Consider the following 24004-nt stretch of genomic DNA (forward strand, 5'->3'; position numbering starts at 1 on the left):
GGGTCGTCCCGCCGCACAGAGGATTTCATGACGGCAAAAGTTACCGCAGAAATTCCGGTGGCAGCAGATAACTGCCCCCGGCATGTCGCCATTATCATGGATGGCAATAACCGCTGGGCGAAAGCGCACCGGCTGAAGGGAGTGGCGGGCCACAAGGCCGGGGTGGATGCGGTCAAGGCGGTGGTGGAAACCTGTGCCCGAGAGGGCGTGGAAGTGTTGACCCTGTTTGCCTTTTCCAGCGAGAACTGGCGCCGGCCCAAGGATGAAGTATCGGCGCTGATGCGTCTGTTCCTGATCGCGCTGGAGCGGGAAGTCCGAAAACTGCACCGCAACAACATTCGGCTGCGGATTATCGGCGACCGCTCAGCCTTCAACCCGGCGCTCCAGGAGCACATGGAGAAAGCCGAGGCGCTGACCCGTGACAATACCCGTATGACGGTGGTGATTGCGGCCAATTACGGTGGCCACTGGGACATCACCCAGGCGACCCGCAAGGTAGCGGAGCAGGTGCGGATGGGTCAGTTGGAACCGTCAGATATCACCGATGACCTGATCCAGGAACACCTGAGCATCGGTGATCTGCCCATGCCCGATCTTCTTATCCGGACGGCGGGCGAACAACGCATCAGCAATTTCCTGTTGTGGCATCTGGCCTACACTGAATTCTACTTTTCCGACGTATTCTGGCCGGATTTCAAGGGCGAGCAAATGCTCAAGGCACTTGATGCCTACGCCCATCGACAGCGCCGTTTCGGTCAGACCGACGACCAGATTGCTGCTCGCGCTGCACAACAATAACGACCAAGCGACCAATACCGTGCTTAAAACCCGAATCATTACCGCACTCATCCTGGCGCCGATTGCAATCGGTGGTATTTTTTTCCTTCCGCCTCTGGGGTTCGCCCTGTTTACCGGCGCCATCATCGCGTTAGGGGCCTGGGAATGGGCCAATATGTCCGGAATCGAAAGCCAGCCCGGACGCGTCGGGTATGCACTGGTTATGGCGGCGCTTCTCTATGCCCTGGGTGACCTGCCAGCATTGTTGGTGCTTTGGCTGGCGATTGCGTGGTGGCTGGTTTGTTTCTGGCTGGTCAGACGGTATCCCGCCGGATCCGAGCGCTGGGGCGCTATCCCGGTCAGGGCACTGATGGGGTTCATGGTGCTGGTGCCCGCGTGGGTGGGCCTGAATCACCTTCGCAATGGCGGCTTCCAGTTTGGCGACGTGGCCAACAATCTGGTCGTTATTCTGTATATTTTTCTGGTGGTGTGGGTGGCTGATATCGGCGCCTATTTTGCCGGCCGCGCCTTTGGTAAAGCCAAGCTGGCGCCTCGCGTCAGTCCCGGCAAATCCTGGGCTGGCGTATGGGGAGGATTGGCTGCAGTGGCCTTACTCGCCATTGTGGCCAGCCTCCTGGCCAACGCAGGTGTCGCGGAAGCCATGCTGCTGGTGGTGGCAAGTCTGGTGACCGGTTTTGTCTCGGTTCTTGGCGATTTACTTGAAAGCATGCTGAAGCGCTTTCGAGGCATCAAGGACAGCAGTCAGCTGCTGCCCGGGCATGGCGGCATTATGGATCGTATCGACAGCCTCACCGCGGCCATTCCGGTATTTGCCCTGATGATTACTCTGTTGGGCTGGTTGACCGCCGGCCAGGTCGTGGCATGACGAAACGCTCGATTACGGTTCTCGGCGCAACGGGCTCCATTGGCTTGAGTACCCTGGATGTTATTCGCAGGCATCCAGACCGTTTTTCAGTGTATGCCCTGACCGCAGGAACCCGGGCGGATGAATTGGCAACCCTGTGCCGTGAATTTCGACCGGCCGTTGCGGTGATGGCCGATGCAGAAGCTGCTGAACGCCTGAAGGCGCTGTTGGCGGATATGCCCGAGACCCGCGTGCTGGCGGGAGAAGCGGGGCTCTGTGAGGTGGCGGCTTCGGCGGAGTCGGACACCGTGATGGCTGCCATTGTCGGCGCTGCCGGCCTGGCGCCAACGCTGGCCGCAGTCCGGGCCGGCAAACGCGTTCTTCTCGCCAACAAAGAAGCGTTGGTGATGTCCGGCAAACTGTTTATGGATGCGGTTGAGCGCCACGGTGCCGAGCTGCTGCCTATTGATTCTGAACATAATGCCATTTTTCAGTGTATGCCGGCAGACAAGGTGCGAGACCCTTGCGGCGCGGGTATTACCCGTATCCTTCTGACCGCCTCCGGTGGACCTTTCCGGGAGTATGCGGTTGAGGACTTACGGGCGGTGACGCCGGCCCAGGCCTGCGCCCACCCTAACTGGTCAATGGGTCAGAAGATTTCTGTGGACTCTGCAACCCTGATGAACAAAGGCCTGGAGTTGATTGAAGCCTGCTGGCTGTTCAATACCTCGCCGGCAAACGTGCAGGTTCATGTCCACCCCGAAAGCATCATTCACTCCATGGTTGAATATGCCGACGGCTCGGTGCTTGCCCAGTTGGGAAGCCCGGATATGCGCACCCCCATTGCCAATGGTCTGGCCTGGCCTGAGCGTATTGAGGCTGGTGTCGCGCCCCTGGATTTGTTCGCCATTGGCCGTTTTCACTTTGAACGCCCGGATTTGCAGCGTTTCCCCTGTTTGCGCCTTGCGGCCGAAGCCTTTGCTGCAGGCGGTACAGCGCCTGCGGTTCTCAATGCCGCGAACGAGGTTGCAGTGGCGGCGTTTCTGGAAGGCCGGCTGTGCTTTGCCGATATCCCCGTTATTATAGAGCGAACCCTGACGGCCACAGACGTTGTGCCGGCGGACAGCTTTGACACTATTTTCGCGAAAGATGCCGAGGCTCGCCGCCGGGCCAGGGAACAGATCAGCCTGCTGGCTGTCTGACGTCCCTGGGCCTGACAGGCCGCTCATTCAGCCATAAACCGGAACGTCTATGCAGATCATTCAAACCGTACTGGCACTGGCGCTTACCCTCGGAATCCTGGTAACGCTGCACGAATACGGCCATTTCTGGGTGGCACGCCGATTCGGTGTGAAGGTGCTTCGTTTTTCCGTGGGGTTCGGCAAGCCTCTGTTTTCGTGGTATGACCGTCACGGAACCGAATATGCGGTAGCGGCCATCCCCCTGGGGGGGTACGTGAAAATGCTGGATGAGCGGGAAGGGCCGGTACCGGAAGAGCTGCGTGAGCAGGCGTTTACCTCGAAACCTCCGTCCCAGCGCATCGCCATTGCGGCTGCCGGGCCTATTGCCAATTTTCTGTTCGCGATTCTCGCTTACTGGGTGTTGAGTGTTGTTGGCGTTACCACCGTCGCTCCAGTGGTTGGCGAGGTGGCTCAGGGCAGCGTTGCCGAACGGGCAGGGCTGGAAAGCGGGATGGAAATCCATGCCGTTGACGGCCATAGGGTGACCTCCTGGCGAGACGTGAACATGCGGCTGCTCGAAAGGGCGGGAGAGCACGGTCAGGTTTCGCTGGAGATTTCCCGGGATGGTTCCAGGGGCATTGTAGCGGGTCCATTGGACGGTTGGCGTCTGAGTGATGATACTCCGAACCCGCTGGCGGAATTCGGGATATCCCCCTGGCGTCCGGATGTCCCCGCGGTGCTGGGTGAGGTGACTGCCGATGGCCGGGCAAATGCGGCCGGGCTGAAAGGCGGTGACCGCATATTGGCTGTTGATGGCGAGCCGGTACCGGACTGGTTCGCTCTGGTGGAGCATATTCGGAACGCCCCGGAACAGACTCTGGAACTGACCATCGAGCGCTCTGGCGATGAATTGAATGTTCCGGTAACACCTGCTTCGAGAACGCTTGAGGATGGTCAGGTCGTTGGTTTCGTAGGTGCCGGCGTAAGCGCAGTGAACTGGCCTGACGAACTGTTGCGGGAGGTCCGCTACGGGCCTTTGGCGGCGATACCGAATGCTGTGAATGAAACCTGGGCCGACACACGCCTGACCCTGGTGGCGATTAAAAAAATGGTCACCGGGCTGCTGTCTCCGACCAATCTCAGTGGACCGATTACCATTGCCCGGGTTGCCGAGGCGAGTGTCAGCTCGGGGTTCGAAGACTTTGTGCGCTTTCTGGCATATCTGAGTGTCAGTCTTGGCGTGCTTAACCTGCTCCCCGTTCCGGTTCTGGATGGTGGGCACATTGTGTACTACACCATCGAAGCCATTCGCCGGAAGCCACTTTCCGAGCAGGCCCAGGCCTTTGGATTACGAATCGGTATGGCTTTGATACTGACTTTAATGGTGTTTGCTCTTTACAACGACCTGATGCGGTTGTGAGAATTGCGGGCTCCTTACCGCACATTAACCAGGCGAAATAACTGAATGAGACGTTCCCTTCTAGCTGTAGCCGTTGGCCTAGCAATTACCGCAACCGGTATAAAGCCAGCGCTGGCGGATGAATTCACGGTTGCGGATATCGAGGTAGAGGGCCTTCAGCGGGTTTCAGCGGGTTCTGTGTTTTCGGCTTTTCCGGTGAACATCGGCGAGCGTATGGACGAGACCCGGTTGGCCGACGCCATCAAGGATCTGTTCCGGACCGGATTGTTTACGGATATTCAGGCCAGTCGTGATGAGGGTGTGCTGATTCTGTCGGTGCGTGAACGCCCGTCGATTTCCTCCATTGAGATCGAGGGTAACAAGAATATCGAAACCGAGATGCTGATGGATGCCCTGGCCGGTGCGGGCCTGGAGGAAGGTCAGGTATTTCGGCGTGCTACCCTGGAGAAACTGGAACTGGAGATCCTTCGCTCCTACATCGCCCAGGGCCGCTACAACGCAAGGGTAAAAGCCACCGCGGAAGAGTTACCCAGGAACCGTGTTGCCATTCGCCTGGACATCAACGAGGGTTCTGTCGCTGCCATTCAGCACATCAATATTGTTGGGAACGAAGATTTCAGTGATGAAGAACTCATCGGCCTCTTCGAGTTGCGTACCAGTAGCTGGTGGAACTCGCTGACCAACAAAGATAAATACGCCCGGGAACGTCTGAGCGGGGATCTGGAGTCTCTGCGTTCGTTTTATCTTGATCGCGGCTATCTGGACTTCAACGTTGAATCCAGCCAGGTGTCCATCTCGCCGGACAAGCAGGAAGTCTTTATCGCCATCGCCGTCAATGAAGGCCCCCAGTACACCATCTCCGACATTCGCTTGCGCGGTGAGCTGATTGTCGGTGAGGAGGAGCTCCGGAAATTCATTCCGGTTAAAGAAGGCGATGTATTCTCCCGTGCACAGATGACGGCGATTTCCGAAGCGCTCTCGTTCCGGCTCGGCCGCGAAGGCTATGCGTTTGCCAACGTCAATGCGGTACCGGAGCCGGGTGAAGACAATACAGCTGCGGTTACCTTCTTCGTGGAGCCCGGCAAGCGGGCCTATGTACGCCGGGTGAACTTCGACGGCAACGTGTCCACTAAGGACGAGGTGCTGCGCCAGGAGATGACCCAGATGGAGGGCGGGGTAGCCTCGTCCGACCGCATTGAGTTCTCCAAGACCCGTCTTGAGCGCCTGGGTTTCTTCCAGACTGTGGATGTTGAAACGGTCCCGGTACCCGGCACCGATGACTTGGTCGATGTGAACTACAGCGTGCAGGAGCAACCAACGGGTAGCTTGTCCGCATCGGTGGGTTTCTCGCAGAATTCGGGTGTGATTCTGGGTGCGTCGGTGTCCGAGAATAATTTCTTCGGTACCGGTAAGCGCGTCTCGTTTGGTGTGAACTTCAGTGATTCGGTAAAGAGCGCCAATATTTCCTACCTGGATCCATACTACACGGTCGACGGAGTAAGTCGGGGCTTTAGTCTGTTTGCCCGAGAAACCGATTACGAAGAAGAGGACATTTCCTCTTACCTGCTCGATGAGTACGGTGGCCGGGTTACGTTCGGGTATCCGACCGATTCTATTACGCGGTTGAATTTCGGTGCTGGCGTTACCCAGTCAAATATTAAGCCGGGCGTATTCTCAGCCCAGGAAGTTCGCGATTTTATCGCCGAAGAAGGGGATTCGTTCACCAATTACTTCCTGTTTGGTAGCTGGCGGCGGAGTACGCTCAACCGAGGTGTCCTGCCAACCAACGGTTACAGTCATTCCCTGTCGCTGGATGTCGCTGTTCCAGGCAGTGACCTGACCTTCTACAAGGCGACCCACAAAACGGATTTCTATTTCCCGCTGACGGATTCCGCCAACTGGGTCTTCAGAGCGCGATCGGAGATCGGGTATGGGGACGGTTACGGTGACCGCAGTCAGATGCCGTTCTTCGAGCATTTCTATTCCGGGGGCTATGGCTCTGTTCGGGGATATGAAGCAAACTCTTTGGGTAACAAGGCGGAGCGTGCAGCAGGCGACTTCTCGGATCCCGATCCGTTCGGTGGTAACGTTCTGACAGAAGGCGGGCTGGAGTTGATCTTCCCGACGCCTTTTGCAGGAGATTCGCGTTCGATGCGTACGTCCGTCTTTGTCGATGCCGGTCAGGTGTTTGATACCGAAAGAGGTTTTGACCCTGAGTTGGGTGAGGTAAGGACTTCAGCCGGTATCAGTTTCCAGTGGATCACCGCGGTAGGTCCATTGGCTTTCAGTCTGGCCAAGCCGCTGAACGATAAATCCGGTGACGATACCCAGGTCTTCCAGTTCTCACTGGGGCAGACGTTCTGACCGGGCTATAAAAAAAGAAAGAATGAAACAAAGGAGAAGATTGATGACCCGTTTGATGACTATCCTTGCCGCCGCTCTTATGGCCTTCTCGGCCCAGGTGGCGGCGGAGACCCGTATTGGTGTGGTGGATCTGCGCCAGGCCCTGTTCTCTTCCAATGATGCCCAGGCCTTCAGCGAAAAACTCCAGCAGGATTTTGCCGGCGACGAAGCCCAGGTGCGTGAAGCTCAGGAGGCCGCTCGCAAGTTAAAGGATCGGCTGGAGAAGGATGGCGCCATGATGAACGAGAGCGAGCGTAATCAGTTGGCCGCCGAGTTTCAGGAAAAGGTAAAGGAGTTTAATTTCCTCAAGCAACGCCTCGACGCCACCGTTAACCAGCGCAAGCAGCAGTTTCTGGAAGGTGCGCGCCCTGAGGTAGACGTCGCTGTGAAGGAACTCCTGGAAGAAAATGACCTTGATCTGATTCTGCCCAGCGAAGCGGTGGTTTACGTTAAGCCGGAGATGAATCTGACCACACAACTGCTTGAAAAACTGAACCAGTGATGTAGAAAGGGGCTCCCCGGCCCCTGTGTTTGGAGAAAACGATGACACAGAAGTCCTATCGGCTGCAGGAGATTGCCGAGGCATTGGGAGCGAGCCTCCGGGGAGACCCCGATATCCGTATTACCGGGCTTGCCACCTTGCAGGCGGCGGTTCCGGGCCAGATCAGTTTTCTGGCAAATCCCTCCTATGCCAAATACCTGAAAGATACCCGGGCGTCAGCGGTGATTGTGTCCTCGGCTGCGGCGGATGATGTTCCGACCAATGTCCTGTTAGTGGACAATCCCTACCTGGGCTATGCTCACCTCAGTCATTGGTTTGATCCGGCTCCCAAGGCTTCCCCGGGCATTCATCCAACTGCCGTGGTTGATGAGTCTGCCAGTATTCCTGAATCTGCATCCATAGGCCCGCATGTTGTGATTGAGGCCGGGGTTTGTATTGGTGAGCGCGTAGCGATCGGTGCAGGTGGTTTTGTCGGTGCGAGAGCGAGTATCGGGGACGACAGTATCCTTCGGCCCCGGGTCACGCTTGCACATGATGTGGTAGTCGGTAAGCGCTGTCACATTCTCAGTGGTGCGGTGGTTGGTTCCGACGGCTTCGGCTTTGCCAACGAAAAAGGCGTCTGGCACCGCATCGCGCAGCTTGGTGCCGTGGTGCTGGGCGATGACGTGGAGGTTGGCGCCAATACCACCATAGACCGTGGCGCCCTGGACGACACTACAATAGGCAACGGCGTAAAGCTGGACAACCTGATTCAGATTGCCCACAACGTACAGATTGGTGATCACAGCGCAATGGCGGCGAAAGTCGGAATTGCAGGTAGCACCCGGATTGGCAATCACTGCGTGTTTGGTGGCGCCTCTGGCGTGGCTGGTCACCTTGAAATAGCCGACCAGGTTCACCTCACCGGCATGACCCTGGTAACCGGTGATATTCGTGAATCGGGGGTCTACTCCTCCGGCACCAGTGCGGATACCAATCGCCAATGGCGGAAAAATGCCGTCCGTTTTCGTCAACTGGATGCTCTGGCGCGACGGATCAAAGAACTGGAAAAGAAATTAGAGGGCTGAGGCCGATCAAGATGATGCACATCGATGAAATTCTGGAGTACCTGCCGCACCGTTACCCCTTTTTGCTGGTGGATCGGGTGACTGAGGTCGAAAAAGGGAAGTCGATCAAGGGGTACAAGAATGTATCGTTCAATGAGCCCTTTTTTACCGGTCACTTTCCGGACAATCCGATTATGCCGGGTGTCCTGATTATTGAAGCCATGGCGCAACTGTCGGGGATTCTTGGTTTTGTGACTGTGGAACGGAAACCGTCGGACGGCGTGGTACAATATTTGGCTGGATCCAGTAAAGCGCGTTTCAAGCGCCCCGTTTTACCGGGTGATCGCTTGGATATGGAGTCTGAGTTTATCTCTGGCAAGCGCGGTATCTGGAAGTTTGATTGCCGTGCCCTCGTAGATGGCGAGGTAGTGTGCGTGGCAGAAATACTTACCGCTGAGAGAGAAGTTTGATGGCGACAAATGACTGGTCGGGTGTCCATCCTCAAGCGATTGTGGACCCGTCAGCCAAACTGGCGGATAACGTGACGGTTGGCCCCTGGAGCTATATTGGTCCTGGGGTGGAGATTGGTGAAGGTACCGAGATTCTCTCTCACGTGGTCATCAAGGGGCCGACGGTGATTGGCCGCAACAACCGAATCTTCCAGTTCTCCAGCATCGGCGAAGAATGCCAGGACAAGAAATACGCCGGTGAGCCGACCACGCTGGTCATTGGTGATGACAATGTTATCCGCGAGAATTGCACTATTCATCGTGGCACCATTCAGGACCGGGGTGAGACCAGGATCGGTAATGGTAATTTGCTGATGGCTTATGTGCACGTGGCCCACGACTGTATTGTCGGCGACCATACCATTCTGGCCAACTGTGCCACGCTGGCAGGGCATGTATCGGTAGGAGATCATGCCATTCTGGGCGGCGGTACCATGGTGCATCAGTTCTGCCATATCGGGCCCCACAGCATGGCTGCCGGGGGCAGTATCGTGCTCAAGGATATTCCCGCCTATGTCATGGCTAGCGGCCAGTCTGCCCAACCTCATGGAATGAATGTGGAAGGGCTGAAGCGTCGTGGTTTTGCCAAGGATACGCTCCTGAGTCTCCGCAGAGCCTACAAGGTGGTCTACCGCCAGGGTCTGACGACCGAGCAGGCCATCGAAGAGCTTGAGCGCAACTTTGCCGATGTCCCTGAGGTTCTCCCGCTGATTGACTCGCTCAAGGGAGCGGATCGCGGCATCATCCGTTAAGCCAGCCGGAGGCCGCTGGTGACACAGCTAAAGGCCAATTCGGCCACATTCTCAGGGCGAACCATCGCCATCATTGCCGGCGAGGCATCGGGAGATATTCTCGGTGCCGGACTGATTCGTGCGCTAAGAAAGCGTTACCCGAAGGCTCGTTTTGTCGGAATCGGCGGTGATGAAATGATCGCTGAGGGGTTTCACTCGCTGGTGCCAATGGAACGGCTTTCCGTGATGGGGCTGGTGGAAGTGCTTGGCCGGATCCGTGAGCTGTTCAGTATCCGTGCGCGCTTGCTGGATTATCTGTTTACTACCCCTCCGGATGTTGTGATTGGAATCGATTCACCGGATTTTACGTTGGCCATCGAACGTCGGTGCCGGGAAGCAGGCATCCCCTCGGTACACTACGTAAGTCCTTCGGTTTGGGCCTGGCGCCAGAAGCGTATCTTCAAGATTGCCAAGTCTGTGGACCTTATGCTGACGTTGTTCCCCTTTGAGGCCCGGTTTTATGAGGAGCATCATGTGCCCGTGTCGTTTGTGGGGCACCCCCTGGCTGACAGGATAGAGCTGGAACCGGATACTCTGGCTGCGCGTGAGAGCCTCGGTCTTGAGGTGGATAAACCTGTGCTGGCGGTGTTGCCGGGTAGTCGGGGTGGTGAGGTTGAGCGCCTCGGCACTCTGTTTCTCGAAGCGTCCCGTTGGCTCCAGGCACGTCGCCCGGATCTGCAGCTGGTTATTCCCTGCGTCAATCGGGATCGTGAGCGGCAGGTGCGTGAGCTGGTTGAATCCCTGGAGGTGAGCTTGCCGGTCACGCTGGTTCGTGGTCGGTCGAGGGAGGTGATGGCTGCCAGCGATGTGGTGCTGCTGGCGTCGGGTACCGCGACACTGGAGGCGATGTTACTGAAAAAACCGATGGTGGTAGGTTACCGGCTCAGCGATTTCAGTTACAAGATACTGTCCAGATTGGTCAAGGTTCCCTGGGTGGCGCTTCCTAATTTGCTGGCCCAGGAGCAACTGGTGCCCGAGTTGTTACAGGACGACGCAACGCCGGAGAAGTTGGGGGCGGCGGTTCTGGAAAGGCTGGAAAACGAACAGGAGCGCGACAGGCTGCATCAGGCGTTTCTGGAGTTGCACCAGGCGCTGCGCCAGGGCGCCGACGAACGTGCGGCGGCAGCGGTGTCTGAGCTGCTGGAGTCCCGAAGCTGATGGCGGCCAAGGCATTACCTCCTTTTGAATGTTCCTATCGCGGCTCGCTGCTGGCCGGTGTGGATGAAGTGGGGCGCGGCCCGCTCATCGGAGCGGTTGTGACGGCCGCTGTGATTCTTGATCCAGCGCGGCCTATCCCCGGGCTGGCGGATTCCAAAAAGCTTACCGAAAAGAAACGCCTGCGATTATATGACGATATTCTGGAAAACGCGGCTGCCTGGAGCCTGGGCCGATGCGAGGCCAGTGAAATCGACGAGCTGAATATCTATCAGGCGACAATGCTGGCCATGAAGCGTGCCGTTGAAGGGCTCTCGATAGCCCCGGAGTACGTTCTTGTGGACGGGAACCGTTGCCCGAAGTGGCAGTGGCCATCCGAGCCCGTGATCAAAGGTGATAGTCGGGTTGAGGCGATCAGTGCTGCCTCTATCCTGGCAAAGGTGACGCGAGATCGCGAGATGGAGGCGTTGGATGTCCGGTTTCCGGGTTTTGGGCTCTCCCAGCACAAAGGGTACCCCACGCCTGTGCATCTCGAGGCGCTCAATCGCCTTGGGGTGACCCCGGAGCATCGCCGATCCTTTCGGCCGGTAAAAATGGCGCTGGATGCCGTCGGGGTTTATGGAGGTTCGTCCGCGTCTGTTCAGGAGTTGAACTATCCTGCCGATTTATTTGAAAATATCGATTGACAGGGTGCGGGGCCGGCGGTAGTATACGCGCCACGTTGACAGGGGCAACCCAGTTAACAAACAGTTTGATGCGGGGTGGAGCAGTCTGGTAGCTCGTCGGGCTCATAACCCGAAGGTCGTTGGTTCGAATCCAGCCCCCGCTACCATATAAAAGAAAGGCAGGTCAGTGGTTAGCTGGCCTGCCTTTTTTGCATTTCGGGCAGTGGATTCTCTGTCTTATACTCCCTATCTGTATTGGTAGTTTTGCTTGCCAGTCTAGTTTTTTGTATTTATAGTATTGACTATCCCATGCTAATTAATTTCGAGAAATATAGGATTCCAAAACTAAACAGCGACTGGCAGGTACTTAGAACTGGTGTAGGGGCTGTTTTCTTTTGATAGTCGCTTATAAAATTAATAAAACTGGCGATTGAGCTTGGCTGCTTTGCGCATAGCAGCTTCTTGTCAGGAGTCGTATTTTGTTCGAGGCGGTCAGCCCTCTGGTAACCGATGGCATATTTTACACCGCTATTGGTGTCTGAATAAGTAGTAATAAAAATCGATAAGGTCGTACGGTTGAAAATCTTAATTGTTGATGACCATCAGCTGTTTTCTGATGCTTTGCGAATAACTCTAGCAAGAGCCTTCAGCAATTCACTAATAAGAACTTGCCACTCTCCGCATGTGTTGGATGACAACCTGGAACTTTTATCGAGGTATGATTTAGTTATTTTGGATTACGCGCTGCCTGAAATGGACGGTCTAACGTTATTGAGTTTGTCACGGCGATTGGTCGGACAGACAAAAGTACTTGTTTGCTCCGGCTCCGCTAATGAATCGACTATAAGGCGTGCGATGGAACTAAAAGTAGATGGTTTTATAGATAAGAGTGAGCCAGCAGACAAAATCCTTTATGCTATTCGTGAAATTATGGCGGGGCGCCGTTATTACTCCGAATCCTTTAGCCTGATGTCCAGGGCTGAGGCTGGAGAGGTACCGAACTTTTCTCGCCAACAGATGGCAATTTTGGCGTTGCTTCAGGAGGGGCTTGATAACAAAGAAATTGCTTGTCGGCTCTTCGTGAGTGTAAATACGATTAAGACCCATCTCCGATTAATATATGAGAAACTGGATGTGTCGAACCGTACTTCCTGTATCAAAAAAGCCCAACAGTTAGGGTTGATTTAGACAGCATTGTCTAGTGTAAGCATTTCCTTCATTTTCGATGTCAATGTTTCTACTTTAACGGGCTTGAACAGGACATCGATGCCTTTTGGTAAAGAGTTCATGAATGCAGTACTAGTGTTACCCGTTATGATAAGTGTGGGTATAGCGTGATCAAAAAGTTTATTCAGTGCGCTGATCACTGTGCTTGAACTGACGTTCTCCCCGATCTGATCATCGGTAATGATGATTGAGGGTGCGGTCCTCGCTTCCTCAAGCATTCGAATTGCCGTTTCCAGCGATTGGTGCGCTGAGACCGTTGCCCCGAGATCGCTCAGAAATCCACTCAGTGCCTCAGTTATATTTTTGTCATCATCGATCAATAATACTGTCACTGACTCAAATGTTAAGTTTGGTGTGGTTGTCTCATCTGAAATATTGGGCTGTTGTGCAGTTGCCGCTTGAAGTTTCAGAGTAAAGGTGGTGCCATCGCCTTTGCGCGAAAACATCTCGATTGGAATGTCGCACAGGTAGCTCAAGCGGTTAACGATAGCCAGCCCCAAGCCCATTCCGTTCTGTAGGCTGCGTCGATCGTTATCAATTTGAATGTACTCCTCGAAAACTTCGAAATGATATGCTTCGTCAATACCAATACCCGTATCTGAGATTTTCAAGAACAATTGGGCACCTTCTTGTTGGACGCTAATGTTGATACGGCCTTGTTTTGTGTATTTAACCGCGTTGTTTATCAGGTTGCGGATTATTCGGCAGAACATGACATCATCTGTGAAAATATGATGCCCTTTCAAATTTTCTGTTTTTACTTTTATGCCTTTGATGTATGCCTGATGAGACGCATCATCAATCAATGGTTGTATGGTCTTCTGCAAGTCAATAATACGTTTTTGGGGCTTTAGCTTTTCAGACTGTAATTGCGAAAAGGTTAATAGTTGTCCTAATAGCTCATTACACGATGAAATGGAAGCGTCCAGCTTGGCGATAATATCATGGTTTTGGTTGGCTGCATTTTTTAGAATAGCTGTATATAAGGTCGCGGCCTGCAGTGGTTGCCTCAGGTCGTGGCTAGCTGTGGCAAGGAATCTAGTTTTGCTCTCGCTTGCTCTGCTAGCGCGTTCGCGGTCCTGTTCAGCTTGAATGCGCAGTGCGATGTTGCTTATTTGAGTACGGTGAACAAAAATGCTGAATATTACTAACGAAATAAGGCTGATTAGGGGGATAGTCTTAATTATAAAAGGAGCTTCTGGTGCATAAATTAACGTAAACAAAAACCAAGCAAAATATACAGGTAAGATGAAACTGATGAAAATTAGAGGATAAACACCCATGGAAACCGACGGAATCGAGGTGGCCAAGGATAAGATTACAAGACTTGTTAGCAATGCTTCTTGGGAAGCGTTTTGTAGAAATATAAAAGGTAAGCTTGACCATAAAATGGCCCAAATAAAGGCCATAAATAAGTTTAATTTATTCCACTTATGGATTTTTAAAGATTCTTTTTGACGGTTGGCTTTGTAAACACCTATCAAACCGAATGACAGCCCTGCAACAACAATCAGCATTGCGTACCACACCGCAAACTTGATTTGGTAGTTTTCCTCAAAAAACAAAGCTGGCAGGCACGCTGCAATCAAAAATGAGAGCACCATGCGAGACCCCACCTCGTCCATGAACAGGTTATGTCTTTGCTGGAGAATGCGTTGGCGGTTTTCAGTTAATGCACGTTGCAATATTGCTGGCATGATTAGCTCAGTCTTACAGTGTTGGTTCAATCTCACTCGGTTGCTGAGTTTGATACGGCCTGTCTCACCAAATTCACCCATCTGGGTGAAGAAGTCGTTACTAATCCAATGCTTAAATCGGTAGTCCGTGTACTAGCGCAGCAATCGAGGGAATTATGAGAACAGTTTGGAAAATTAGTCAATTGGCCGTCGCGATCGGTACGGTAACCATGTTGGTCGCCTGTGGAGGCGGCTCGTCCGGTTCCGGTGCAAATGACAATGGTGCCGGCGACCCTGCTACAGAAAGTGGTAGTGGATTGTTGGTTTTCGCCGCGTCAGATAGTGGTGGTTCATTGGTACAGTTCAGAGGGGTCACAGCCCTAAGGGCGGCCCCGAGCGAGTTTTTGTATAAAACCGACGGTACCCCTGACGGTACGATCAAAATTGTTGATGACAGCGGCAACGGTTTTGAAGTTGGGCGTTTTGGCAGCGGTTACATGGCGGAGCTGGACGGCACGTTCTACTTCGCGGGCAAAGATAGCAATGGCGATGTGGAGCTCTGGGCCACTGACGGAACCGGCGCGGGCACGGAGCGTGTTGCGGATATCTATCCCAATGGCAATGGTCAGCCACACAATATGGTGCCGGCGGCTGGAAAATTGTTTATGAATGCAGTGGTCGATGGCTTTGGCCGCGAGCTGGTAGTTTATGACCCCGTTTCCGGAAATACACAAGTGCTGTCGTCAAATATTAATGGGAACCCAACAAGCAATACGTCTCCAACGTCTTTGACTTCTGTGGATGACGGTTTGTTCTTTTTTGATCAGGCTGCCGGCGATATCTACTTCACTGATGGTACGTTAGTCGGGACGGAGAAGATCGCGACCAACAATGACACGACTAACGACCCGAATAGTACGCTGGCGAAATATCCGGAACTCATTGAAGATGGTGATTGGCTGGGCTACAACGGCAAGCTTCTGTTTACCGGGCGCTTCAATACAACCGATGCAGAAACCCGTCTTTACGAGCTTGATCAGAATGGCGTTATCAAGGAAATTTCGTTTGATGATGGCGGCAACACAGTAAGGCTGGATATCACCCAGAATGTGGTGGCCAGCAACGGCAAGGTGTATTTCGTGGCGGACTCGACTGCTGGTCTGCATATTTTCGAGTATGACGGCAGTACGGTGACTAACCTGACTGCTAGAGAGGGCAGCCGTCCTTATCAACAAAATCTAACAGGCACCTCACTGGGTGTATTTATGCCTGTGGAAACGCGCGACTCCGGAGTTCCTCCGTATCTTTTCTACGTGGGTAACACTAGCGGCTCAACAGGAATCGGTGGGGCTCTGCGCGGTCCGGCGGGTAGAGCGAATTCCTTTTCTCAAGCTTTTAACCTAGTGGATGTGGACGGCACGGTCTTCTTCACAGCAACAGCCGAGGGTTCTGGCGGCGCTGATTTCGGCATCGAGCTATGGAAAACCGACGGTAACAACCCGGGAACCCAGCTAGTCAAAGATATCAACGACCAAACGGCTGGCGCAGACTCCATACCTTCTCCGCTGATTCCGATTGCGTACCAGGTGCCGCCAACGTTCACGGGATCACTCGAAGGCAAGTACTTCTTTTTCGCAAATGATGGCAGTCAGGGCTTTGAGCCGTGGGTGTCCGATGGTACAGAGCAAGGCACGATTCTCCTCAAGGATATCAATCCCGGAGCTGCTTCTAGCATCATCGACTGACAGACTCAGGGCGGAGGAATACCGGGCGAACGTTATGCCCGGTACAAATCCTCCGCTCACAATCAATTGCCTGGTTCAGGCCCTCTTCTTATCAAGGCGGATCAGTGTCACTGGTCTGCCTTTTTTGTTTGCTTTTCTCTACGATTTCCTTGGTATTCCTTCATTCCTTCCGGTTTCCGTCTTGCTTTCTAGTGACGGAAAAATGACGATTTTGTATGTATAAAAATGACGGTATTCGCATCATCATCGGCGCCGATTTTATAGAATTTCACAAAGTCGACGAAAATATGGTGATGAATAGCCATGAAGCGCGTCATTTATATGTCAAAGGCATGGATTGCCGCGTTGTTGGTAGGGATGGTGCTTGCGGGTTGCGGTGGTGGTGGTTCCGGCGGCAGCGAATCTGCCAGTCAGTCTGGCACCTCGCCTGATTCCGGAAGTGGTGTTGGCAGTGCTCAGCCGGTTGCAGAGCGCTCAGCTGTATTAAGCTGGTCTGCGCCTATGACTCGTGTAAACGGTGAGTCGATCGCGATGGGAGAGCTGGACAGATACGTGATTCGTTACGGGCAGGATGCTAATGATCTGTCCAGAGAGATCACCGTAGATGGCGCCAGTGGTGAGGCAGAGATGTCCTATGTGGTCGATAACCTTGACTCTGGTACCTGGTATTTCACGATTCAGGTTCAGGACACTGCCGGTCTTCTGAGTGAGCCCTCTGAGCCGGTCAGCAAGACCATCCAGTCTTGAGCAGGCATGCCGGTTCAGAACATCGGGTCTGCGATTGGTAGCTTCAGGGTGAAAGTGGTGCCTTCACCTGGCCGTGAGTCTACGCTGATCTCGCCTCGGTGTTTTTCCACCACCGTTTTAACGAATGAAAGCCCCAGGCCGGTGCCGTGCGCTCCGGCTATCTCGCTGCGCTTCTGTCGATGATAGCGGTCGAACAGTAAGGGCAGCTCCTCCGGATCAATGCCATAGCCCTCGTCCGATATGGCCAGACAGGCCAGATGCGCTGCCTGATAGACGTGAACGCTGACTGCGGAGTCCGGGGGGCTGTATTGCACGGCGTTGGTCAAAAGATTGATGACGGCCCGTTCCAGAAGCTCTGCGTTGCCTTTTAGCCACAGATCCTCGGTGCCGTTCAGCAGGATCGAAATGCCCTTTTCCTGGGCCTGCTCGCACACACTGTCCCGAGCATTCTCAACAATCGCCAGAAATTCGCACTCGTAGAACCGGGTTTCGGTTAATTGGTCGGCACGAGCCAATTGCACAAACTCTTCTGCCAGATGATAGCTGCGCCGTGCCAGCCGCCCTAGCTGGTCGAGTTGTTGGGCATCGATATGGTTGGGGTCCCGTTTCAGTTGCTCGATCAGGGCCAACTGAGAGACCAGTGGTGAGCGGACATCGTGGGAGATAAAGTCGATCGCTTCACGATGCTGGCGTTGCTGCTCCCGAAGTTCGGAGATGTCTGAGATGTTGGCGATAATGCCGAACTGACGACTGTTTGGCAGGGCAAAGGGTGCCAGGTGGATGAGAAAGTCTTTGCCGGTCAATGTCAGATCTACCGTTCGGCTTTGTCTCAGTGTCAGTGTCTCTGAAATCGTTTCGAACCAGGGCGGCAAGTCCCGGGGATCGTGACCTTCAAGCAGGGTGGCCAGAGGCATGCCGCTCAGGCTTGGCATAGGCTCGCGAAACCAGTCTTCAATGTGACGGTTGGCAAACCGTATTACCCCCAGTTCGTCGGTCACAATGATGCCATCGGGCATGTGCTCGAAGCTGTGACGAATAAACGCCTGCATTTCTCCCAGCTTCTGGGTGGCGATACGCACTTTCTCGATCCGGGCCGAAATGTTTTCCTGGGGGCCCTGATGTTGTTCACTATCTACATGGGGCTCCAGCTCAAGCTGGTTCAGATAGCGCTGGATGACCTCTCGGCTTAGGTCGTTTGGCAGCGTCAGTCCGAGCAGGTAATCCGTGCCGCCGCGAATCAGCGTTATCCAGCTTTGGTTCTGCTGGTGCTCCCATCGTCCCGGTGTTTCGGTGGGAGGGGCCTGGGCCAGCGTCATTTCCTGTACTTCCAGCAAGTCATCCTGCTCTGCCAACAGCCATCCGGGCGGGTGGAGCAGCGCCTGCAAGTGAGTCAGCAATTGTTGGGGGTGTCGGTTCGAAGGCTCTGGCAGGGACAGCCGTGGCGTTCTCGCCATTTCGTCCAGTTGCCGGTTGAGAAAGCGATTGGTCATGGCAAGCCGGAGTGCGCTGGCGATGGGCATGGCTGCCATGGGCATGAGCAGGGCGTTGGCCACAGAGAGCTGCACCCGGGCTCCAATCAGCAGTAGTACATAACCGGATATCAGTCCGGCGGCAATGGTCGCACAAGCCAGCAGAGTGGCTGCAGGGCGGAGGCGAGGCAGCAGCAGAGATAACAACAACAGCACGAGCAGGTTCAGTGCGGGTGATGCCCAGGGCTCTGCCGGCACGATCAATATATTCTGCTTGCTCGCAGAATAGACATTGGCATGAAACTCAACCCCGGACATTGGTCGGCTCAGGCCGGAAAACGGCGTGGGCAGTATGTCGCCAAAGCCCGCAGCAGTGGCGCCGACCAGGACGGTTTTGCCGGCAAACTCCTGCGGTGAGGGCGGGTGGCTCAGTACACTGGCGTAGGAGTAGGTGGGTAAGGTGCCGGCACCGCCTGCCAGGGGCACCAGGCGATAATCCTCCCGGACATTGATGTAGTTCGGCAATTGCGCCTGCATCTGATTCGATATTGGCAGGTGAGCGGCGAGTGACAGGGTCGGCCATAATCGGCCGGCAAGGCCGTTGTACAGATAGAGCCCGCGGGCGACGCCATCTGTGTCCAGCTCGATATGGGCATGCCCGATTGCCCCTGCGGCACCTGCCAGGCTGGGTGTGGGGAGTTGTTCACTGATCAGCCGTTCCCGGGTTGGAGCGGTAAGATAGGCTGGCAGAACAACGTTGCCATGGCGGGCCATGGCGCTAGCCAGTTCCTCATCGCCCGGCCCGGCTTCCGGAAACAGGATGTCGAGTACAATGGTTTCTGCGCCCGCTTGCCGCAAGGTGTCGATCAGCGAGGCATGCAGACTTCGGTCCCAGGGCCATCGGCCAACCTGTTCCAGGCTGAACTCATCAATGGCAATGATGGCCACCGAATCATCCATGGGCGCTGGCCAGGTTGTGATCGCCCTGTCATACATCCAGTCATTGATTCGACTCGGCAGCTCAGTCGCCTGAATCAGTAGCAGGGTGGTGACGAGTAGCAGGCCCAAGGACCACGGTGTTGTTGTTATCGGTAACCAGTCCCTTCGCATCGGCCTTTTTGTCGTTGAAGGTTAGTCGAGATACAGCTCCCTGCCCGGGCCCCAGCGACTGGCAAGGGGGCCGTCAGAAAGCGCTTTGACGCGGACAAAATACCTTCTTCCGGGAATCAGGCGCAAGGCCGCTGTGGTATCGGCAATATCGGCTTCCTTGATGATATTGCGAAACGCCGGCTCTTCAGCCAGTTGCAGTCGGTAATCCGTGGCGGTGTCGATATTTTCCCAGAAAACCCGAACCTGGCTGTCCAGATAGTTCACGCTGATAATCCGGACCGGCGGCAGGGTGCCATTAACAACGATCTTGCGTGGCTCGGAGGTAGCAACAGAGCTGCCTCCTGCTTCTGTGACGACACGCCAGTAATACTGACCGGGGCTCAGTGGGCGCGACGGAAGGGCTCGGCTTTCCGGCGCCCACTCGCTGGTTGTTACCAGCTGCCTGAAACTGTCATCCTCAGCGATCTCCACTCGGGCAACTTCGTTGGCACCATTGAGCTGCCAGCGGAACTCCGGCATGTCGTCATTCACGCTCTCGCCATCGGCCGGGGCGGTGAGATCGGGCTTTCTAGCCTGTAGGTCTACCTCAAGTTCGGCGGTGCCGGGCATTCCGGCGATACCGCGCTGATCAACCGCGGCGAGCTGGATTTCGTAGCGGCCATTGTCAAGTTGGGCGATGTCGAAACGGGTACCAGCCACATCACGACTCTGCACCCAGGTGCCTGATGCCTGGTCAAAAATGTCCAGCCGGTAGGCCGGGTAACCGCCTGCCTGCCAGGACAGTTCGGCCGGAAGCTGTGTAAGTACCGATGGCAAAGGGTTAATGGTTGGCGCCGGCGGTAGCTGTCGAATATTCAGGGCACCTCCGTTGGCGGTGGAAACGCTCGCGCCATAGCCGGCTGGAATGCGCCGGGTGTTGCCTGGCTGGCCGAAGTCCACCACGCCTTCGGTAACCTGCACGCTGCTGCCGTTGCTGGTGGCTTGCATGGCAAACACCGTACCCCGGACGGCGGCGACAGCGGAGGGCGTCTCGATTTCAAAGCGAGCCCCGCCTTCAATGACCGGGCGAACCCGGGTGTGAACCTCACCTCGTTGCAGGCGAAGCCGGGTGTCGACCATGCCCGATTTGCCATACTGGGTCAGGCGATTGAACATGAGGCGGGAGTTCGGGGAGATCCGGAGTTCCGAGCCGTCGGCCAGTTCAATGGTTGCCGATCCGGCACCGGAGAGAATTTCGTCGCCAACCCGGACAATCGAATCTTCGGACAGAGGGAGTTTTCGCCCATCCATTCCGGAGATCTGTTGCACGTTGCCGGTGACCGCAATCACCCGGGCCGGTTCGGGCTGACGTTTCAGCCAGTTTACGGGAATGCGCAGGGTATCCCCGGCGCCGAGTTTGGCGTTGCTGGCCAGGCCATTATGCTCCAGCAGTCGTTGCTGTGTGGTCTGCTGGGAAAGTAGCGTCTGGGTTATGCTCGCAACCGTATCACCCTGGCGTAAGGTATAAACCCACTCCGGGGCATTGTCCCGTTGTTGGCTGCCGGATACCGCAGAACCCCGTGCGATTGACAGCTCCGCGACAGTGGTCGCTGGTACCATGAACGCCAGTGCAAGGAAGGCCAGGGTTTTCAGGTGCTTGCTCAGAGCGTCAGGCATTTGCAGTGTCATCGTTCCGAATTTCGTTTGCGTCACCGGGCTTGATGGCTTCGAGCCGATAGCCTCGCTGGTAGATGGTCTTGATGCGAAATCCGTTTTCAGGGTTGAGCCCGAGCCTTCTGCGAAGGCGGCTCATATGCGTATCCACCGTGCGGGTATTGATGTCCCTGGTCAATCCCCATACCCGCTCCAGCAGCATTTCGCGGGTGAGCAGGCGGCCCTGGTTCTGGAACAGGAACAGGGTCAGGTCGAAGTCCTTGTCGGTGAGCGTTAGTGGCTCCCCGTGCAGGAGAATTATGCGTTGGTTGGTGTTGATCTCGAAGGGCCCGTAGACCAGAACCTCCTTTTCGATTTCCGGGTTGCTGCGGCGGGCCAGCGCATTGATGCGTGCGACCAGTTCAGCCGCTCGTGCCGGTTTGGCGATATAGTCGTCGGCGCCGGCATCCAGGGCACGAACGATGTCGGTTTCACTGTCACGCTGGGTCAGGAAAATAGCGGGTACGGGCCAGTTCAGCTGTGCCCGGATGTTCTCCAGTACCTCAATTCCGGTCATGTCGGGGATCTGCCAGTCCAGAATGATCAGATCATAACTGCGGTGCAAAACGGCACCGAGAAACGATTGGCCGGTCGGAAAGCTGTCACAGTGATGTCCTTTCTCTGAAAGGATGGACTGGATGTGCTGCGCCTGTTCGTGTTCGTCTTCCAGCAGAGCAATGCGCATTAAGCCTGGCCCTCGATCGTGTTGCCTGGTTTATGTACCGTAGCGCAGAGCCCTTGGTCAGACCCTGCAGTGTCGGGGATTATCCCAAAAAATGAGTTCCCGTTCAGTATCGTTATGTAGAATTCCGTAAGTCCACCGCTGGCCGGCCGTTGTGATCATCAATTGTTTGTCGGCAGCCGGGGAAATTGCTGCAGCCCCAGAACCAGCCTTTTTTGCTTTTGCGCCGCACCAGGGGCGAGAAACAGTGGGGGCAGGGTACCGGTTTCTGGCTGGTTCCGTCCTCGGGTTGATGGTCCTCCAGGGGGCGGGTGCCCTTGCAGGCGGGGTACCGGGTGCACGCAAAAAAAGCGCCGAACTTGCCCTCCCGTTCAACCATCGGCGCCCGGCATTTCGGGCAGTGAATGGCGGTGCCTGGTGTCTCTGTATTCGCCAAACCCGCAGCGGGCGCTTGCGCCATGAATCCGCGGATTTCATCTTTGAGGGATTCCAGAAACGCTCTTGGGTCCTCTTCGCCTCGGCGAACGCCCTCGAGAGTGGCCTCCCAGACAGCGGTGCGATCTGGCGTACGAATCGATTCCGGTAGCGCCGCGATCAGGGATTTCCCCTTGTCGGTGGCGCGGATAAAGCGTTTTTCCCGGAACAGGTAATCGCGGCGGAACAGCGTATCGATAATGGCTGCGCGAGTCGCTTCGGTGCCAAGGCCATCGGTTTCCCGCAGCGTTTTTCTCAGCTCGTTGTCGGCGACAAAACGGGCGATATTGGTCATGGCCGATAGCAGCGTGGCATCGGTGAAGTGTTGTGGCGGCTGGGTTTTGCGCTCGTTAGTCTGGGGGTCAGTGCAAAGGACCGGCTCGTTTTTTTCCAGTCTTGGCAACGGAGCTTTTTCTGACTCTTGCCCGGGTTCCCGCTTGCGGATTTCCAGCGTTTTCCAGCCTGGCTCGATCACGGCTGTCTCGGTGGCGCGAAAGCGATAGTCCTGAATCGCGACCGTCAGCCGGCCTTCCCGATGCACGGCGTCAGGTGCAAACTGCATCAGATAGAATCGACTGATCAGATCGTAGATTTTCTGTTCGGCCGAAGACAGCTTGCCGTTTGGTGCGGGCCGCACTGTGGGAATGATTGCGTGGTGAGCATCCACTTTTTGGTCATTCCAGGCGGCAGAGCGGCGGTCTGTCCCGGTTTTCTCGCAGAATCCGGACAAATCCGGGGCGACACGGGCGATAGCTCGAATCACCGCCTCCCGTTGGCTGAAATGCTCCTCTGGCAGGTAGCGGCTGTCTGACCTTGGGTAGGTAATCAGCTGATGGCGTTCATACAGGTTTTGGGCGGTGTCGAGCACGTTTTTCGCGCCCATCCGGTATAGTCGTCCAGCCTCTATCTGGAGTGCAGACAACGACAGAGGTAATGGCGGTGGTTCCGGGCGATCGCGAAACCGGGCTTCAACAATTCTGCCGGGTCGACCGCTGATGTCGGCGACAATCTGCTCGGCTACCGACTTGTCCAGCAGCCGGTTTTCCTCATCCAGATGGTCCTGAAATTCGTCACCAGGTAACCAGCGAGCAACGAACGGGCGCTGGTCAGCCTCTGGTTCGCTGGCCTGGAAGGTGGCTTCGACCCGGTACCAGGACTTGGGCTGGAAGTGCTCGATGGTGTTGTCGCGATCCACTACCAGGCCAAGCACCGGGGTTTGCACCCGGCCCACGGAGTAGACACCCTGTTCGCCCCGGGTTTGATAGCTGAGGGTATAGAATCGGGTGAGATTGATGCCGTAGAGCCAGTCGGCCCGTTGTCTCGCCAGGGCGGAATGTGACAGTGGACGGAATTCCCGGTTGTCTCTGGGGTTTTGGATGGCGCGGGCTACCGCCTTGGGGGTGAGGTCGTTAATCAGCACCCGTTTCACTGGTGCGTTGGTGCCGAGGTAGCGCAGGACTTCGTCGACCAGTAGCTGGCCTTCACGGTCGGGGTCCCCCGCGTGGGTAATCAGGTCGGCCTTTCGGACCAGGGCTTCAAGCACTTTGAATTGCAGGCGCACGCTGTCTTTCGGCACCAGTTGCCAGGGCTCCGGGAACATGGGCAGGTCTTCTATCCGCCATTTCTTCCAGGCCGGGTTATAGCGGGCCGGCTCCGCGGGCTCCAGCAGGTGGCCAATGCACCAGCTTACAGTGGCAGCATCCGGCCCTTTACCGCAGCGTATCCAGCCCTGGCCTTTTTCGTGGGGGCCGGGAAGTGCGGCGGCGATGGCTCGGGCCAGGCTTGGCTTTTCGGCGATGTACAGGTGCATGGGTATCTGGGGGTTGGTTGCTGGCAGGGGAATGTGTCGCTTTGGGGCTTTTGTGTCA

At 55.6% G+C, this 24004-nt stretch carries 19 protein-coding genes and 1 tRNA gene; 15 read left to right on the forward strand and 5 right to left on the reverse strand.

What is annotated here, in order from left to right; translation table 11 throughout:
• Window positions 1-27 precede the first annotated feature (27 nt).
• The 13 genes from uppS to ACAM27_RS09085 all read left to right on the forward strand — a co-directional run bounded on the left by uppS (window position 28) and on the right by ACAM27_RS09085 (window position 12502).
• Window positions 28-798 carry a polyprenyl diphosphate synthase gene (uppS, locus tag ACAM27_RS09025; protein ID WP_369611812.1) on the forward strand — a complete coding sequence of 257 codons (771 nt, stop codon included), beginning with the start codon at window positions 28-30 and terminating at the stop codon, window positions 796-798.
• A 19-nt stretch (window positions 799-817) separates the two neighbouring features.
• A complete protein-coding gene (locus ACAM27_RS09030) occupies window positions 818-1663 on the forward strand; it encodes a phosphatidate cytidylyltransferase (RefSeq protein WP_036148938.1) in 846 nt (281 codons plus the stop codon).
• Window positions 1660-2844 (forward strand): 1-deoxy-D-xylulose-5-phosphate reductoisomerase, encoded by a 1185-nt coding sequence (gene ispC / locus ACAM27_RS09035; protein WP_369611813.1) that lies wholly within the window; start codon window positions 1660-1662, stop codon window positions 2842-2844. The genes ACAM27_RS09030 and ispC overlap by 4 nt, the downstream gene beginning before the upstream one ends.
• Before the next feature lie 49 nt (window positions 2845-2893).
• A complete protein-coding gene (rseP, locus tag ACAM27_RS09040) occupies window positions 2894-4243 on the forward strand; it encodes an RIP metalloprotease RseP (RefSeq protein ID WP_153741588.1) in 1350 nt (449 codons plus the stop codon).
• Window positions 4244-4288: 45 nt separating this feature from the next.
• A complete protein-coding gene (gene bamA / locus ACAM27_RS09045) occupies window positions 4289-6607 on the forward strand; it encodes an outer membrane protein assembly factor BamA (protein ID WP_222449120.1) in 2319 nt (772 codons plus the stop codon).
• A 43-nt stretch (window positions 6608-6650) separates the two neighbouring features.
• Window positions 6651-7148, forward strand: a complete 498-nt coding sequence (locus ACAM27_RS09050) for an OmpH family outer membrane protein (protein WP_153741586.1) — start codon at window positions 6651-6653, stop codon at window positions 7146-7148.
• A 41-nt stretch (window positions 7149-7189) separates the two neighbouring features.
• Complete coding sequence (gene lpxD, locus ACAM27_RS09055) at window positions 7190-8215, forward strand: UDP-3-O-(3-hydroxymyristoyl)glucosamine N-acyltransferase (protein WP_369611814.1); 1026 nt, start codon at window positions 7190-7192, stop codon at window positions 8213-8215.
• A gap of 11 nt (window positions 8216-8226) precedes the next feature.
• Window positions 8227-8664, forward strand: a complete 438-nt coding sequence (gene fabZ, locus ACAM27_RS09060; RefSeq protein WP_011785996.1) for a 3-hydroxyacyl-ACP dehydratase FabZ — start codon at window positions 8227-8229, stop codon at window positions 8662-8664.
• Window positions 8664-9455, forward strand: a complete 792-nt coding sequence (lpxA, locus tag ACAM27_RS09065; protein ID WP_121208628.1) for an acyl-ACP--UDP-N-acetylglucosamine O-acyltransferase — start codon at window positions 8664-8666, stop codon at window positions 9453-9455. Before fabZ ends, lpxA begins: the two co-directional genes overlap by 1 nt.
• An 18-nt stretch (window positions 9456-9473) precedes the next feature.
• Window positions 9474-10652, forward strand: coding sequence for a lipid-A-disaccharide synthase (gene lpxB, locus ACAM27_RS09070; RefSeq protein ID WP_121208629.1), 1179 nt, complete (start codon window positions 9474-9476; stop codon window positions 10650-10652).
• Window positions 10652-11335, forward strand: coding sequence for a ribonuclease HII (gene rnhB / locus ACAM27_RS09075; RefSeq protein WP_183581249.1), 684 nt, complete (start codon window positions 10652-10654; stop codon window positions 11333-11335). Before lpxB ends, rnhB begins: the two co-directional genes overlap by 1 nt.
• Window positions 11336-11404: 69 nt before the next feature.
• Window positions 11405-11481, forward strand: a tRNA-Met gene (locus tag ACAM27_RS09080).
• 409 nt (window positions 11482-11890) lie between these two features.
• Entirely contained in the window at window positions 11891-12502 is a 612-nt protein-coding gene (locus ACAM27_RS09085) for a response regulator (RefSeq protein WP_369611815.1), read from the forward strand.
• On the opposite strand, the gene ACAM27_RS09090 is transcribed toward ACAM27_RS09085, so the two are convergent.
• Window positions 12499-14238 (reverse strand): ATP-binding protein, encoded by a 1740-nt coding sequence (locus ACAM27_RS09090; protein ID WP_369611816.1) that lies wholly within the window; start codon window positions 14236-14238, stop codon window positions 12499-12501. The genes ACAM27_RS09085 and ACAM27_RS09090 overlap by 4 nt on opposite strands.
• A gap of 155 nt (window positions 14239-14393) precedes the next feature.
• Between ACAM27_RS09090 and ACAM27_RS09095 the strand changes: the two genes are divergently transcribed.
• Together ACAM27_RS09095 and ACAM27_RS09100 are read left to right on the forward strand one after the other, a co-directional pair.
• Window positions 14394-15962: a hyalin gene (locus tag ACAM27_RS09095; RefSeq protein WP_369611817.1), complete on the forward strand. Its 1569-nt coding sequence runs from the start codon at window positions 14394-14396 to the stop codon at window positions 15960-15962.
• A gap of 303 nt (window positions 15963-16265) precedes the next feature.
• The gene (locus tag ACAM27_RS09100) at window positions 16266-16709 is read left to right on the forward strand and encodes a fibronectin type III domain-containing protein (RefSeq protein WP_369611818.1); all 444 of its coding nucleotides are present in this window, start codon (window positions 16266-16268) and stop codon (window positions 16707-16709) included.
• Window positions 16710-16723: 14 nt separating this feature from the next.
• On the opposite strand, the gene ACAM27_RS09105 is transcribed toward ACAM27_RS09100, so the two are convergent.
• From ACAM27_RS09105 to ACAM27_RS09120, 4 genes are all read right to left on the reverse strand, one after another.
• Window positions 16724-19288: a CHASE2 domain-containing protein gene (locus tag ACAM27_RS09105; protein ID WP_369611819.1), complete on the reverse strand. Its 2565-nt coding sequence runs from the start codon at window positions 19286-19288 to the stop codon at window positions 16724-16726.
• A 21-nt stretch (window positions 19289-19309) separates the two neighbouring features.
• Window positions 19310-20944, reverse strand: a complete 1635-nt coding sequence (locus tag ACAM27_RS09110) for a FecR domain-containing protein (protein WP_374730283.1) — start codon at window positions 20942-20944, stop codon at window positions 19310-19312.
• Window positions 20937-21665 carry a response regulator transcription factor gene (locus tag ACAM27_RS09115; RefSeq protein WP_369611821.1) on the reverse strand — a complete coding sequence of 243 codons (729 nt, stop codon included), beginning with the start codon at window positions 21663-21665 and terminating at the stop codon, window positions 20937-20939. Before ACAM27_RS09115 ends, ACAM27_RS09110 begins: the two co-directional genes overlap by 8 nt.
• A gap of 112 nt (window positions 21666-21777) precedes the next feature.
• The gene (locus ACAM27_RS09120) at window positions 21778-23946 is read right to left on the reverse strand and encodes a DNA topoisomerase 3 (RefSeq protein ID WP_369611822.1); all 2169 of its coding nucleotides are present in this window, start codon (window positions 23944-23946) and stop codon (window positions 21778-21780) included.
• Window positions 23947-24004: the final 58 nt, after the last annotated feature.

The sequence above is a fragment of the Marinobacter sp. RI1 genome (assembly GCF_041155085.1).
Lineage (GTDB): Bacteria > Pseudomonadota > Gammaproteobacteria > Pseudomonadales > Oleiphilaceae > Marinobacter > Marinobacter nauticus.